The 14,776-nt window shown below is 50.0% G+C and carries 11 protein-coding genes and 1 pseudogene; 8 read left to right on the forward strand and 4 right to left on the reverse strand.

Annotation, left to right across the window (positions count from 1 at the left end; translation table 11 throughout):
- The first annotated feature begins 49 nt into the window (after positions 1-49).
- Both N512_RS0116285 and N512_RS23200 read left to right on the forward strand, forming a co-directional pair.
- Positions 50-469: a DUF3192 domain-containing protein gene (locus N512_RS0116285; RefSeq protein WP_025889106.1), complete on the forward strand. Its 420-nt coding sequence runs from the start codon at positions 50-52 to the stop codon at positions 467-469.
- Between the two features lie 691 nt (positions 470-1,160).
- Complete coding sequence (locus N512_RS23200) at positions 1,161-1,733, forward strand: imm11 family protein (protein ID WP_197021465.1); 573 nt, start codon at positions 1,161-1,163, stop codon at positions 1,731-1,733.
- 497 nt (positions 1,734-2,230) lie between these two features.
- Here N512_RS23200 and N512_RS0116295 read toward each other — a convergent pair whose 3' ends face one another.
- Entirely contained in the window at positions 2,231-5,083 is a 2,853-nt protein-coding gene (locus N512_RS0116295) for a prolyl oligopeptidase family serine peptidase (RefSeq protein ID WP_028781012.1), read from the reverse strand.
- A 255-nt stretch (positions 5,084-5,338) separates the two neighbouring features.
- On the opposite strand from N512_RS0116295, the gene N512_RS0116300 reads away from it, so the two are divergent.
- Both N512_RS0116300 and N512_RS0116305 read left to right on the forward strand, forming a co-directional pair.
- Complete coding sequence (locus tag N512_RS0116300) at positions 5,339-6,346, forward strand: isocitrate dehydrogenase (RefSeq protein WP_025011991.1); 1,008 nt, start codon at positions 5,339-5,341, stop codon at positions 6,344-6,346.
- A 1,483-nt stretch (positions 6,347-7,829) separates the two neighbouring features.
- A complete protein-coding gene (locus N512_RS0116305) occupies positions 7,830-8,807 on the forward strand; it encodes a hypothetical protein (protein WP_025890169.1) in 978 nt (325 codons plus the stop codon).
- Between the two features lie 232 nt (positions 8,808-9,039).
- On the opposite strand, the pseudogene N512_RS23205 reads toward N512_RS0116305, so the two are convergent.
- Positions 9,040-9,642 (reverse strand): annotated as a pseudogene (locus N512_RS23205) (IS4 family transposase); the annotation flags it as partial.
- 121 nt (positions 9,643-9,763) lie between these two features.
- Between N512_RS23205 and N512_RS24865 the strand changes: the two are divergent.
- The 3 genes from N512_RS24865 to N512_RS0116325 all read left to right on the forward strand — a co-directional run bounded on the left by N512_RS24865 (position 9,764) and on the right by N512_RS0116325 (position 11,254).
- Positions 9,764-10,048, forward strand: coding sequence for a DUF6881 domain-containing protein (locus N512_RS24865; protein ID WP_025890171.1), 285 nt, complete (start codon positions 9,764-9,766; stop codon positions 10,046-10,048).
- A 63-nt stretch (positions 10,049-10,111) separates the two neighbouring features.
- Positions 10,112-10,576 (forward strand): hypothetical protein, encoded by a 465-nt coding sequence (locus tag N512_RS0116320; protein WP_025890172.1) that lies wholly within the window; start codon positions 10,112-10,114, stop codon positions 10,574-10,576.
- Positions 10,577-10,678: 102 nt separating this feature from the next.
- Positions 10,679-11,254 carry a hypothetical protein gene (locus N512_RS0116325; RefSeq protein ID WP_028781013.1) on the forward strand — a complete coding sequence of 192 codons (576 nt, stop codon included), beginning with the start codon at positions 10,679-10,681 and terminating at the stop codon, positions 11,252-11,254.
- Positions 11,255-11,620: 366 nt separating this feature from the next.
- Here the strand turns inward: N512_RS0116325 and N512_RS0116330 are convergent, their stop codons facing one another.
- The gene (locus N512_RS0116330; RefSeq protein WP_025012005.1) at positions 11,621-12,874 is read right to left on the reverse strand and encodes a valine--pyruvate transaminase; all 1,254 of its coding nucleotides are present in this window, start codon (positions 12,872-12,874) and stop codon (positions 11,621-11,623) included.
- 265 nt (positions 12,875-13,139) lie between these two features.
- Between N512_RS0116330 and N512_RS0116335 the strand changes: the two genes are divergently transcribed.
- Positions 13,140-13,448 (forward strand): hypothetical protein, encoded by a 309-nt coding sequence (locus N512_RS0116335; protein WP_025012006.1) that lies wholly within the window; start codon positions 13,140-13,142, stop codon positions 13,446-13,448.
- A gap of 37 nt (positions 13,449-13,485) precedes the next feature.
- On the opposite strand, the gene rlmM is transcribed toward N512_RS0116335, so the two are convergent.
- Positions 13,486-14,568, reverse strand: a complete 1,083-nt coding sequence (gene rlmM, locus N512_RS0116340; RefSeq protein ID WP_028781014.1) for a 23S rRNA (cytidine(2498)-2'-O)-methyltransferase RlmM — start codon at positions 14,566-14,568, stop codon at positions 13,486-13,488.
- Positions 14,569-14,776 lie beyond the last annotated feature (208 nt).

Consider the following 14,776-nt stretch of genomic DNA (forward strand, 5'->3'; position numbering starts at 1 on the left):
GTCTTGCTCTGGAGTGAACCCAGGTTGAGCAATAAAACGGAATAACAGCATGAAAAGTAAGGCACCCGTAGTTATCGGCAGCATCTTTATCGCCTATTTGGCCTTTGTTGCCGTGGTCATTCTCTTCTACGAGCCCAAACCGGAAGACATGAGCTGGGAAGACAGGCAAGCCTATAACCAGTCTATGGTTTCTGAGCTGCAACTGGGGCAAACACTGGCAGAAGTCACCCAAACCCTGGGCAAAGCCGACTTCAGCGAAGCCAAGCAAACCCATGGTCATTCACTGCAGGTCCTCTTTTACCGCACCCATCACAGTAAATCAGACGGCAAGACCACCAAAGATGAATGCACCCCACTGCTATTCGAAGATGGCCAACTGCTGGCCTGGGGCGAAGACACTTACCAGCAATATCTGCAGCAACATTCGCCGCAGCAAGTGCTATCCAAGGCCCCCGCTCAACCCGAATAACGGCAGAAAGCCCACAGTTTAAGGAACGGAAAACCAAGGGTAGAATCAACCTGTTCTAGCTCCCCTTCTGCCCAGCAAAAAATGTTCAAATTCAAAGTTCATTCCCGAAAAGTTTGCCACCTTGCGTACGCCGCACCTTTTTATCCGGGATTGATGATTATTCAGGCAATAGCTACGAACACAGAGTCGAGACTGGGTTGAATCGCATCTATTGAAACTGGCAGTAGCATTCGCCATTGTTCTGTGCCCCTTTGCGGTCATGTCCACTCACTGCATTTGGTGCTCAGGGTTAACCACTGAATGGGCACTGGAGCAGGTTGTACAGCGTTGACGCCGACTTTACAGCACTCCCCTGCTATCCCGGCATTTTCTCCGCGGTGAAACACTTTCTGATATTGAATATCTCAGTTTTCAGCAAACTACAGTTAATATTGGATGTCTTTGTTTCTTGTTTTAGTTAATATTGGGTGTCTTTTGCTTCTTTTTTCTTTCGAGCCAGCACGAAAAGACGAATTACCCAATTCCAGCAGAATTATGCGTGTCAACCTTCTGTCGGTGAACATTTACCAAAGAAAGGGCTGTTTAAGTCAAGACTGTGGCCCCGATAAGAGCATTGATCAAGATGCTGGTCAGGCAAAAGAGACTTTTGTAAGCAGCAACTGTTTATGATTGATGAAATTTTGAGGACAAAATGATGGAAGTTGCATATATTACCGAAGATTTTAATGAAGGAGGCTCTTTCTTTGAGTACGATGATAAAAGATCTTTCTTTTATAACAAGGATAATGACTTTAACCCTACGTCTATTTCAGAGCCTATAGTTTGGAAAGATAACGACCTGGATCATATTGATGCTTTAGACTTAATAAAACTAGGTTGCTTTAATGTTACCAAGGAAATTGCTCATGTTATAATGAGCTTTGACCCGTATGGCATAGCTTTCTACCCCGCCAAACTCGCTTGTGCCGGCCAGGATACATCTAGCGGGCGTTACTTAATAGCTGTAAACAATATTGTTGATGTAGTTGACGAAAACAAAAGCAAAAACGTTTCCAAGGCAATGACTCAGCATTATCTTTCCGAAGATAAAATAAAATCGCTTCCACCATGTAGACAACACGTATTCAAGCCCAAAGGAATGAGTAAAATTTTCTTTTCAAAAGAAATATTTGATGCACTTCACAACATATATGAAGAAGGTAAAATCAAGACCAGTTTAATTGCTTACACATTTGACACATCTGAAGAGTGCCCAAATATTTAACAACATTGGGTATCTTTTTTCTTTAGCTGTATCTGTTTTGAGAAAATTGAGCAAGATAAGAATGTCGCGCGCAGTGCTAAATTCTGGTTAATCTTGGCTAAATAGATATAAAGCAAGAGCATGGATATCTGTGCAGTAGAATAAAATGGAGATTCATTAGTCAAATGATAGCCAGATTTACCTTTCTGGCGATGAAGTTTCAGGCAACATGTTTGGTCTTTTGGGAGTTGCTATCGATAAAATTTGACAATGTAATTTCCGAGCAAGTAAAACGCCTTTCTACAAACAATAAAAACCTTAATTACTGCAGACAATAATGAGTAAGCATCAGTCGGTACACAAGGCTGGCTTGCCTTTTGCCCAACAACGACGGCCAAAGACAACACTTAATATCCCAAGTCTGCTTGAGTACGCATCGCCCTGCCCCTACCCTATAAACAGAAAAAAGAGGCGACCAATTGGGCCGCCTCTGTGAGTTATTTGGGCAGAAAGGGAGTTCAGTCTTCCGCCTTGGGCTCGCGATAGGCTTCGCCTTTTTCAAGCCACTCGGGGGCCTTGGCTCCCTTGAGGTAATGATCGAACCAGTCTTTCATCCGCACACTGTAATCCAGCTTGTTGGGATACTTCTTCAGATGGTGCGGCTCGTCCAGATACTGCAGCAAGACCACATCTTTTCCGGCGCGGCGCATTGCCAGGTACAGTTCAATCCCTTGCTCCCAAGGCACTGCATCGTCTTTGTCACCGAACATGATCATCATCGGCGTTTGAATGCGGTCGACATAGAACACGGGGGAGTTTTCTATGTATTTCTGCGGCGCGCGCATCAGGCTTTCACCGATACGACTCTGGCCGGTTTCATACTGGAACTGCCGGGCAAGGCCGGTGCCGTGACGTATACCGCTGTAGGCACTGGTCATATTGCTTACCGGGGCACCACTGACCGCGGCCTTGAAGATATTGGTCTGGGTCACGGCAAAGGCTGTCTGGTAACCGCCCCAGGAGTGGCCCTGAATACCTACGGCATCCGGATCGGCTATCCCCATGTCGATAAGCTTCTGCACTCCGGCGGTCAACGCCTTGACCGAACTGATACCGGGATAGCCGACTTCAAAGCGAATATCCGGCAGGAAGATGGCGTAATCATCGGCGGCATACCAGGCAAAGTTGGGCCTGTGATTGATTTTCATGTCCGGGAAGGCGTGCAGGCGATCGCTCATAAAGCGGTAGAAATACACCAACACAGGATAACGCTTGCCACTTTGATAGTTGGCAGGCTTGATTAACACGCCGTCCATTTCACGGCCATCACCGTCGCGCCAGTGCACCAGCTCTGACTTGCCCCAGGGCAGTTTGCGGCGCTGGGCATCAAAGTCGGTTTGTTTGACCGCCTTGGCCGGCTCAAGCAAAGCCGAGCTGTAGAGATCCGGATAGCTGTCGTAACGCTCCTGACTGAACAGCAAGGTATCGCCCTTGTCGGCTCTGGCCAGCACAGACAGCTTGTTGTCTTTGGCAAGCAGCGGCGTCAGTTGAGCCCGGCCGATAACCGCACGGTAAAAAACGTCGGCCTTGGTCTTGTGGCTATAGCCCTGCAGCAACACAGCCTGGTTACGCGCCACAGTGGCAGGATAAGCCTTGTCTGGCTGGGCCAGAGCTTCAATACGCAGACTTTGCTGCTGCTTGCGGCCCTCACCGCCTGTCAGCATAAAGCCGTCGTGGGAGCGGGTATCAAACTGCCAGATATCGTATTTGTCATACACCAGCAGGCCTGAGTCATCCTCGAGCCAGGGGCCGAAGCCATAGCCGGGCGCCGCAGATGGATAATCATGATCTTCATCGGCGAAGCTGACCTTGAGCTTGCTGCTGAGGTTATGTTTGCGACCACTGGCCACATCATAGAGATAGATGCCGCCCTGCTGATAAAAGGCCAGGTATTTACCGGCCGGTGACAGGGTTGGCGCACTGCCGCTTGGCTGTTGGGTCAATACCCGGGTCTTGTGACCGGTATTGATATCCACCAGGTAAAAATCCCGGTAAAAACCGGCCCAGGTGATCATCTTGCGATAGGGAATATCAGAGCTCCCCAGCAGCACCCGCTTGTGTTCGCTCAGCTCAATGTCCGGCACCTTGCGGTCGGCCAGTTGCACTAGGTTGCGCGAACCAAGATGCAGCACAGCCAGATAGGTGCGGCTCTGCTCTTTTTCATACTGTTTGACTTCGTTGGGCTTGATCAGCGGATCATCCCCGTGCCACAGGCGTAGATCCCGCTGGGCACTTACCAGCGCGGTGTCGTACAGGTCGCTGCTCTGCTCCACCTTGGGAATTTGCAGCTGCTTGCTTATCTCGGGCACCCGGCCGAAGAACAGCCGCTCACCGTCGGCCGAAAAGCTCAGCTTGGCATGGCGATTAATGAGCCAACCCTTACTGTCGCCCTTGCTTGGCAATATCTGGCTCAGTTTGCCCGACTCTCTGTCGTAGAGAGACAAGGCATAGGGGCGCTCATTCGCATCCAGCGCCGCATCACCTCGGGTATAGGCAAGATAGCGGCCGTCACGGCTCAGTGCCAGGGCACCAAACTGCTTGTCGGCTTGGCTGCTGACCGATTTGAGTTCAAAGCTGCGGGTATCGAGCACAGAGATGCTGTGACTATTACTTGCACTGTCATTTTGCGCCAGTGCCAGCACACTGCCGTTATAAGCCAGTTGCCAGGCGGTCACATGCTCGAAACGCTGTGACTTGCCGCTCGCCAGCGACAACAGCTCGAAACTGCTGCCGGCATCCAGTTTCGGCGTTTTGGCTGCTGGAGCCTCGGGGGCGGATGCTTGATTGGCTGCTTTGGCGGAGGCCTCTTTGGCATCAATGCCGTTTGTCTCTGCGCTCTCTTTGCTTTCTTCATCGGCCTCATACCAGATAGCCAGCAAAGTACCATCTTCGCTGAAGGCATAAGACTTGACCCGCTCAAAGCGGCGCTGCTCACCTGTGGTGTTATCCAGCAGCAACAGGCCTTTTTTCAGCTTCTTGCGCGCCTTGGGAGCAAGCTTTTCCGATTCCAGCAGCGAAGGCGCCAGAGTAAAGGCAGTGTAACGGCCATCGGCTGACAGCTGCGGCTTGGAGCCACCGGCGACATCATAAACCTTGGTATTGGCCAGTGACTTGACCACACCACGGCTGTCGCCGCGATCCGGCGCGACACTGTAGGCCAGCACCTTGCCTTGTGGGTCGAGAACCTGATCAGTAATCGACTCAAACTGCATTATATCCTTAAGGGTCAGTGAGGGGCTGCTCTGGGCATTGACAGTGGTCGCGAAACCGGCTGACAGCAACAGCAGCGATGCTAAGGGCGTTAACTTCAAGATCGTCCTCTTTTTCATTGTTGTTAGACTAAAGTAGACTTTTTATTTTGTTGGCGTTCCATCATGGTCAGACGCCGACTTTTTAGCAAGTCAGCCTACAGAAAAAAGCGTGAGATTGCTCACTATTTCCTGTGAAAATGCGTTGAATGTGTATAGAATAGCGGCGATCTAAATCACAAAATTCTCAGTCGAAAACCGTGTCACTGACATGGTCTGATAAATAGCAGTAACGACCAACCGTGGAAGGACCTCTCCATGTCAAAAAGAACTATTACCGTGATCCCTGGTGACGGGATCGGCCCCAGCATTATCGACTCAGCTCTGAAAATTCTCGATAAGGCGGGGTGCGACTTTGAATATGAATTTGCCGATGCCGGTCTGACTGCTCTGGAAAAACACGGTGAGCTCCTGCCTCAGCGCACGCTGGATCTCATCGAGAAGAACCGTATCACCCTCAAAGGCCCATTGACAACGCCTGTTGGCGAAGGCTTTACCTCCATCAACGTAACCCTGCGTAAGAAGTTCAGCCTGTACGCCAACGTGCGTCCTGTGCTTTCTTTCAAGGGCACCCAAGCCAGATATGAGAACATAGATATCATCACAGTGCGTGAAAACACTGAAGGTATGTACTCAGGCCTGGGACAAAAGTTGTCTGAAGACGGTGCCATTGCCGAAGCCACCAGTATCATTACCCGTCAAGGTGCCGAGCAGATTGCTACCTTCGCCTATGAACTGGCTCGCAAGGAAGGTCGCAAGAAGGTGACCATAGTCCACAAGGCCAACATCATGAAGTCGACTTCAGGCCTGTTCCTGAAAGTGGCCCGTGAAGTCAGCCAGCGTTATCCGGATATCACTACCGAAGAGATGATTGTTGACGCCACTTGTATGAAGCTGGTGATGAACCCGGAAAACTTCGACGTGATAGTCACCACCAACCTGTTCGGTGACATTCTGTCTGATCTCTGCGCCGGTCTGGTGGGTGGTCTGGGCATGGCCCCGGGCGCCAACATCGGCAGCAACGCCGCTATCTTTGAAGCGGTTCACGGCAGTGCCCCGGATATTGCCGGCAAAAACCTGGCGAACCCAACTTCAGTGATCCTGGCATCGATCCAGATGCTGGAATACTTAGGTATGTCAGATAAAGCCGCCGCCATTCGCGCCGCCGTTTCTGCGGTTATCGAAGAAGGCGACCGCACTACCCGAGATCTCGGTGGTACCCATGGCACAACAGATTTCACCCAAGCGGTGCTGGATAGACTCTGATCTAATATCAACCCAGTAAGTTGCTAAAAAGGATGACCCAAGGTCATCCTTTTTTATGCCTGTGTTGGCAGGCAATGGGAAACATCCGCCGCCGGAGGCCCAACCAATGTTTTTGGCTATTTTGAGCTGAAAGCTATGCTAGCCGCTGTGCCAGCGGCGTAAAGTCGTGGAGCTTCGCCCCACTTTCAAGCACAGGCGGAACTGTGACCGTCGAAAACAGGGACGTATTCACGCCGTGTCACAGGATCGCCTGTGCGAAAGGCGCACCGCAGGTGATGGACTACATCGTGGCCGGAAGCTCGCCAATACTAACTTAGGAACTTTTAGCTGGAAGCTATATTAGCCGCTGTGCCAGCGGCCCAAAGTCGTGGAGCTTCGCCCCACACCCGAGGAAAGGGGGCTGTATCGACTCGCCCCCTTTCCAAACCCCCAGCGACCCGCGACGCAGCGGAAAACCCCTTGTGCTTATGATGCCAATTAGCTATCGCGCCAGACGCTCAGAGTCACATCCATGTGACTCTGGCCCAGCTCAACATCCTGTTTCGCGCTCGTTAGCTCGTCGCTAAGCGACACTCGCCCCTGATTAACTGGCGCTGAGTGGGCATCTGCCGGACAGGAGTCCCAATGCCGTGAAGGGCAGGACGCCCGTGAACGGCCATGCCTCACTACGCGATTGACATCAACGCCCTGCGGCCGCTTCGAGCGGGAAAAGTGTACACCTTTAGCATTTGAGGTTCCTGATGATTATCTGAATTTGAAATCGTGCAAAGCCTACAAACATACACCCCACTTTCAGGCATAGGCGGAACTGTGACCGTCGAAAACAGGGACGTTTTCGTCGAGGCTACATGGACGTATTCACGCCGAGTCACGGGATCGCCTGTGCATAAGCCTGCTGCAGGCAATGGGAGACGTCCGTCGCTGGAAGCCCAATCAATGTTATTTGGTTATTTTGAACTGAAAGCTATGTTAGCCGCTGTACCAGCGGCAGCAAGTCGTGGTGTTCCACACCACACCGGGCAAGGGGCTTTGCTTGTCCAAAACCCCTTTCATCCCCAAGGACACCCCCGACGTAGCCGAAAACTCCACTGGCTTATGAAACAAATTGGCTACACTCAGGACTCGCATCCTTGCTCGACCTTCGAGCCTCGACTTCCCTGTCTCGGCTACGCCAATTTGCAACAACGCCAGCGGCGGCTCCGAAGGGGGAATTGGTGCAATTCTGTTAGCGCTGAGTAGCTTGAAACATCTGAAATGTCTGCAGACATACACCTATTTCCAGGCACAGGCGGAACTGTGACCGTAGAAAACAGGGACGTTTTCGTCGAGGCTACATGGACGTATTCACGCCGTGTCACAGGGTCGCCTGTGCGAAAGGCGCACCGCAGGTGATTGGCCGGAGAGAATATGGACACCCTGCGTTAATGGCGCGGTAGTTAGCCACCGACTATGCTTTGTTTAAGCATTTAACAAGGAGGTTATTATGCCGCGCCCTCGCCGAACTCAAATCAGCCTTGAAGATACACCTTACTACCACTGTTGCAGCCGCGTGGTACGGCGAGCTTTCTTGTGTGGTGATGATGCCTACTCGGGTAAAAATTATGACCACCGCCGTGGTTGGGTGGAATCGTTATTGTTTGAACTGGAAGCTGTTTTTGCCATTGATGTGGCGGCATTCGCCATCATGAGTAATCATCTGCATCTGGTGTTGCATATCGATATAGAGATAGCAAACCGATGGACAGATAGAGAAGTGCTTGAGCAATGGCATAAGTTATTCAAAGGTGACGAGTTAACCCGCAAATTCACCCAGGGTGAGCTGATTGAAGCGTATGAAGTCCCCAGGCTGAAGAATACTATCGCGATTTATCGCAGCAGGTTATGTGACATCAGCTGGTTTATGCGTTGTCTCAATGAACCGATAGCGCGTCAAGCCAATCAAGAGGATAACTGTACAGGCCGATTCTGGGAGGGAAGATTTAAGTCGCAAGCCTTACTGGATGAAGCCGCCGTGTTAACCTGCATGGCCTACGTTGACCTCAATCCCATCAGAGCAAAGATGGCCGATACGCCTGAGCAGTCGGAACATACCAGCATTCAGCTACGTATTCAGGCAGCCTTGAAATGCGAACAACCCGCCAAGCTACTGCCCTTTATTGGCAATGAATGCAGTAATCAGCCCAGTGGTATTGCGTTTGGGCTCAAGGATTATCTTGAATTGGTGGATGATACCGGGCGTTGTATTCGCGATGATAAACGTGGCGTGATAAGTGAAAAGAGTACCAAGCTACTGACGCGGTTGAATATCCCTCATGAGAACTGGCTCAAGCTTACCACTGAATTTGGAAAACTATTTCGTGGCCCGGTGGGCACCTTGCAAGAGCTCAGCTGTTACTGCGAACACTTGGAGAAGCGACGACGACATTTTGCAACCAGCTGTCAGTACTTTCAAACGGCCTGAACCCCACGCTATTTAACTCAACCGCAGTCATTGAAATCCCCTGAACCATGGGTAGGGCTAGCACAGCTCAAATCTCGCATTTTTGCGTGAAATATGTTCGATTTCATCAAACCTCTGCAACTCACGGATATCTTTCTACCTCCGGGTGCTCAAATCCCCTACTGGTGCTTGAACGCAGACTGAAAGAAGATTAAGTTATTGTTTTACAATGGGTGGCTTGATTTTTATTTTACTTATTCGACTGCCATTGGGCATAATTGGCCTGGAGAAAGCCGACATCCCCTCGGACACGGCCAAGCCAAAACCAACCATATCGTTCCACCTCCCGAAACCAGGTATTGCGGTAACCCGCATCGGTGACAATCAGTGGACAAACATGGGATGGCAGCACCTGTGCCAACTCAGCCAAGAAGGCGTTATGACTGCGTGGAGCATTGTAGTCGGCAAACTTGAAAGTACGCTCATACAGGGTAACCGAGCGCCCTTGCACACTGACAGAGGCTCGCAATGTCATCATCCGCAGTTGTTCACGGACATCAGACCAATCAATGAGGATTACCGGCATGAGATTAGCAGCACAGAGTAACTTGGCATACCATTGATAAATAGCGAATTTATCAGAGTGTAGATGCGGGTTGCCGGGTAGCCTGTCTATCCATTTGATGTTGTGCTTTGGCGCCACCGCACCAGAGATATTGCGACCAAGCTGAGTGAGTGACAATTGATTGCCATCAAGTAACGCTTCTGTAGCAACCATCAGAGAATTAAGCCGTTTTTGATGTATTTGCGGGCATTGCTTTTTGAGTAAATCGTGTAAGATATGGACATCACGCATGGTGTTGGATCTGGTAGTTTTTTGGCGAAATCAATTAGATCAATCAACACCATGCGTGTCTACTGAATTGAATAAAAAGGGAATTATCTGGGGATTCCCTAGAGCGGGGCATTAAGGGCCTATGAGATACATAGACGTAGAATGGAAACATGATTTCAATTATGAGCCTACGAGGCTTGTTTCTGAAATTGGACCAGATGGCTACGAAATAAGAAAATTGGAGTTCTTTCCTGATGGTTCGGTTGGCTTTGCTTTCGAATCAATAGAAAGCCTAAATACGAGACTGGGTATTGATATGGTGCCCTCCTTAGAAGAAATAAACTCCCAAGAAGAGTTCCAGGGAAAGTCTACATCAAAAGAACAGTTCGAGCTGCTCTGGCACAAGCATGTGCCAAGTAGCTCTTAACAAGTTTAGGCTGGCGACGCCAAAATACGGCGCGCCTGCTAAAGGCGTTAGAAGTATCGGCATATGAGTGAAATTGAATTTTTGCATTTTAATCAAGTGAACCCTACAGAGTTCATGGACGTGGTCAATCAAGATTCTCTGAGAACACATTTGATCGAGCACCCGTATTTTGACGAAACAAGCCTCCATGCGTGGATGAATGAAAAAATAAATACAGATGCCATACATGGTTGTCGCATCCGGGCGGTTTATATTGGTGGAGTATTGGCAGGTTGGTGTGGCATTCAGCCTGATGATAATGGTTTTGAATTGGCGATTGTTATCTCACAAAAATTCTGGGGGTTTGGCATACCAATTTTCAAAAAGCTAATGTGCTGGGCGAAAGAGCTAGGGCATAAAGAAATACTATTCCATTTACTCGAAAGTAGGCGCGAATACAAGGTGTTGAATAAAATGTCCACTAAAGTTTATAAAACAGAGTTATCAGGTCGGTGTTTTACAACCTACCATCTAGCAGTAAATGAATAGTGTCCTCAAAACTTCTAACAAGTGGCTGTTGTCGGACACATCTACGCTGGCGTTCCGGTCCGTCGCAAAACCATGGCATTGTAAACCAAAGGAAATTTTGGCATGAAACTAACTATCGTTTCACTATTCGCTTTGGTTCTACTCGGCTGCTCAGCGGCCGGGGTTCCATATACAAATGATCCAATGACTAAGCTTGGTTACGCATATCAACTAATGAGAATACAAGACAGAGGCATAGCGGCTGAAAAGCTTGGCTTCGAGGCACTAGCTGACTTCGAAGAATCAAAAGATCTTTATGGTTTGGCTGAAGCTCATACATTTTTAGGCTTATTTTATAAAAGTAGAAGCTATCGTGACCGGAAAGACTTTTATGAAAAATACAATGAGTACGACCCTACCGCATCAAAATCAATCAAACACTTCGAGTTGGCAGCTAAAGCTTTTGAACAAGACGGAGATTACTGGGGTGTATCCAAGGCCTTATTCTCCATGGGAAATGCTTATTTAACGGATAACGACAAAACTCATGGTTGCGAAAAACTTAACGAATCATTAGAAATTTATAAAAGTGATAAAAACGTGTTTAAAGGCCGAGTTCACCCACACAATCCAGCTTTTGAATCATTTGATGCGATGATTGAGGCCTTCATTGAGAAATATTGTGAAAACGGTGTATAAAAAGTCGCTGAAAAGTGACGCAAAAAATGCGCACTTTAAGAAAACAACAAAGACACCCATTATTCGCTGAGTGAACGCTCTAGTTACCTGGATTACAGAAACACCGATGTTTCCACTGAGAGAAATCTTCTTGCATGCCATTTGAGGGCCGTTCAGCTGTTTAAGTGAGTGCGAAAGTCAAACTTCAGACGCAAAGTTCGATTGGGGAGAAATACTTGGGAGCCGCAGGGATTCAGCTAAACAATTTCTGACAATTAGCTAGTTTATCTAACTAAAAGGTGTCTGGAAAACTAGTGGCGATTCATAACGCTACAGCAGAGTTGCTTAAAACTCACAGCAAGCAACTCTGCGATAGTAGCCTTGGTTTCAACCAAGCTGCGCCCAAGCCTTGTTAACTTCTTCGGCGATAATTTCAATGCCGCGGCGCATCAACTCGGGTTGTTGTACATAGTTCATCCGAATACACTCACCGGCGTGTGGCCACTCTTCTGCCAGTCCGAAGAAGAAATACTCCCCGGGCACCACCAATACGCCCCTGGCTTTCAGGCGTCGATAGAGTTCCATGGCGCTGATGGGCAGGCCCTCAAACCAGAGCCAGAGGAAAATCGCGCCCTCGGGTTTATGAATTCTGAACCTGGGGTCCGGCAGAGCCTGTTGCAACATGGCCACGGTTTGCTGCGCCCGCTGCAGATAGAAAGGCCGCACTACTTCATTGCCGAGCCGTAGCATATCACCACAGGCTATCATCTCTGTCGCCATCGCCGGGCCCATACTGCCCGGAGCCAGTGAGATAATACCGTTGATATTGGTCAGCGCCTGGGTGATGGCTTCGTTCGCTATCACTATGCCGCAGCGCAGCCCCGGCAGCCCCAGCTTGGAGAGACTCATACACAACACAGTGTTGTCGTTCCAGAAAGGAGTCACATCTTCAAACAGAATATTGGGGAAAGGTGAGCCATAGGCGCAGTCGAGGATCAGCGGGATCCCGTGCGCTCTTGCCAGCTTATCCAGCTTATCAACCTCTTCATCTGTCAGCACATTGCCTGTGGGGTTAGTCGGCCGCGAAACACAAATGGCGCCGATATCGGCATCGACTTTAAGCCTTTCAAAGTCGATGTGATATTTGAACAAGCCGCCATCCAGCTTGGTGATTTCCGGCTTGAAGGTACGAAATAGTTCATCTTCCAGACCAGCATCACTGTAGCCGATATACTCCGGAGCCAGCGGCAGTAAAATCTTGCGTTTTTGCCCCTCGGCTGTGGTACCGGCAAACAGGTTAAACAGCGCGAAAAAGGAGCTCTGGCTGCCGTTGGTGAGGCTGATATTGTTTTTGGTTAGCGACCAACCGTAGGTATCGTTCAGCAGCTTGGCCAAGGCATTGAGAAAGACATCTTTTCCCTGCGGGCCATCATAGTTGGTCATGGCCGCGAGCAACTCGCCCTTGGCCAACATATCGGCACTAAGCTCGGTAAAATAGTCCAGCATGGAGGGGATGGCCGCCGGGTTACCGCCACCCAGCATAATCGCCCCCGGAGTGCGTAGCCCTTCGTTGAGATCATCCATCAACTGGGTGATACCTGTATAACGGTTAAACTTGTCACCAAACTTGGAAAACTGCATTACTTCTATCCGCAGACTCATATCAAGAAACAGAACTTATTTAGTAGCAGGAACCGCGGCAGATTACACCTTAAAAGTTTTTTAGTTGCGTGATACAACTCAATATTTACCAAGCTTAAATGGCTGCAAGCGCCCAAGTAAGAGTTGCATGGTCATTTGAGAGCAGATTTTTGTGCGCCAGCGAACATTTCGCCGACATCGACTTGTTGATCCATTATCAGGGGCACACACTTAAAAACAGGACAAGCAGCCAGAGGAGTAGCGGGTGTCAGCCTCAAAACTGAGTGAACTAAAGCAGCAACAGCAGAGTCTGCTGGAACAGGAATTGATGCGGGAACAAGCCGGTTCCCTGGGCGTTGCCGGCAAGAAGCTGGAACAAGCACTGCAGGATTACCGGCGCCACCATCACTTGTCACCGAGAAAGAAAGCCGAGTACGTTAGCCTAGTGGCCGATGCCGTCTATAACCTGATGTTGACCCGGGAACTACTCGGCTTTGTTGACGGCAATCTTGAGTGGGTTTGCGGCCAGTATGACATCCCGGATGCCGTGCTACAGCAGTTGGCCTTGAGCTGAAAAGCATCAAGGCCCGCTTGGGGCCTCGAGTACCAACTCACCAAGGAGAGTTGGGCCGCAGCCACAGGTGCACAGTCACTTCATCCCTGTCGTGATAGAGGTGTTTACAGGCCAGCTTAAACTCTGTGATGCCGTTTTCTTTGAGAATGGCCTGCATATTTTCCAATATGGTGCTCACCTCTTTGTAACGGCTCTTCATCGGCAGTTTCAGGTTAAAGATAGCCTCTTTGAACCAGCCATTGATGGCCCAGGCTTCCATCAGCTCGGCCACCCTGGCCGGTTTTTCCACCATGTCACACACCAGCCAATAGATGTTCTTGCGCTTGGGCTCGAAACGGAAACCGTCGGCCTGGAAGTGAGTTACCTGGCCGGTTTCCATCAATCCTGCACCCATGGGGCCATTGTCGACGGCCGATACAAACATGCCGCGGCGCACCAACTGATAGGTCCAGCCGCCGGGACAGGCGCCGAGATCCACGGCGTTGAGGCCGCTGCGCAAACGCTCTTCCCGCTGCGGCTCGGGAATAAAGTGATTGAAGGCCTCATCCAGTTTCAAAGTCGAGCGGCTGGGCGCATCGGCGGGAAACTTGAGCCTGGGGATCCCCATAAAAAACGGTGACGAGTTATGGCTGTAGGAATAACCGGCAAACGCCTTGCCCGGTGCCACAAAGCACACATGGATTATCGGTCGCTTGGGGTTTTCCTTGGCCAGCAGAGTACCGCTCTGTTTCAAAGACTGACGCAGCGGCACAGTAAACTTGCGGCAGAAGGTCAGCAGCTCTTTGGCTTCGTTGGTATCCGGGGTTTCGACCCTGAGCTCACCGCCCCTGCTGACATCTTCAAGTGCGGCGGTAATTGGCCCTACCCTGTCTTCGGGGGGCAGGTCACTGAGCAGATCGCCGCAGACAAACATCTGCCGGGCGAAGATCAATGAGTCCAGCGCCAGTTCCTGTGCCAGGGTGTCGGCTTCCCCTTCGGCAAAACATTGAAAGATCACATAGGCATCGTTGTTATTGGCCTTGACGAAACCACCGACATTGAGCAGTGCCGCCCGATTTTGGATCTCGGCCGCGCACTCTTTTTCATAGCCGGCACGACAAAACAGAAACAGGTTGTTCATTGGTATTTCCAAACAGTGAATCTTACCGGAAAGCCTCCGGCAACTGGCGAAGGCGCGAGTATACCATAGCATTTTGAATAGGAGTTGCCTGACTCGGTGAGAATGAAAAGCCGAGCATGCCAGGCTTGTAAGAAAGCTCGGGCTAAATTGAGCTTGGCCTGCAGCACATATCGGCCTATTCCCCCTGCCCTTCGGCAATTGGGAACAA

This window comes from Shewanella sp. 38A_GOM-205m, assembly GCF_000518445.1.
In the GTDB taxonomy this organism is placed as follows: Bacteria; Pseudomonadota; Gammaproteobacteria; order Enterobacterales; family Shewanellaceae; genus Shewanella; species Shewanella algae.

Bases quoted from the DNA above. Each gene is read 5' to 3' on its own strand.
- N512_RS0116285 (WP_025889106.1), top strand. From the start codon at position 50: ATGAAAAGTAAGGCACCCGTAGTTATCGGCAGCATCTTTATCGCCTAT.
- N512_RS23200 (WP_197021465.1), top strand. From the start codon at position 1,161: ATGATGGAAGTTGCATATATTACCGAAGATTTTAATGAAGGAGGCTCT.
- N512_RS0116300 (WP_025011991.1), top strand. From the start codon at position 5,339: ATGTCAAAAAGAACTATTACCGTGATCCCTGGTGACGGGATCGGCCCC.
- N512_RS0116305 (WP_025890169.1), top strand. From the start codon at position 7,830: ATGCCGCGCCCTCGCCGAACTCAAATCAGCCTTGAAGATACACCTTAC.
- N512_RS24865 (WP_025890171.1), top strand. From the start codon at position 9,764: ATGAGATACATAGACGTAGAATGGAAACATGATTTCAATTATGAGCCT.
- N512_RS0116320 (WP_025890172.1), top strand. From the start codon at position 10,112: ATGAGTGAAATTGAATTTTTGCATTTTAATCAAGTGAACCCTACAGAG.
- N512_RS0116325 (WP_028781013.1), top strand. From the start codon at position 10,679: ATGAAACTAACTATCGTTTCACTATTCGCTTTGGTTCTACTCGGCTGC.
- N512_RS0116330 (WP_025012005.1), bottom strand. From the start codon at position 12,874: ATGCAGTTTTCCAAGTTTGGTGACAAGTTTAACCGTTATACAGGTATC.
- rlmM (WP_028781014.1), bottom strand. From the start codon at position 14,568: ATGAACAACCTGTTTCTGTTTTGTCGTGCCGGCTATGAAAAAGAGTGC.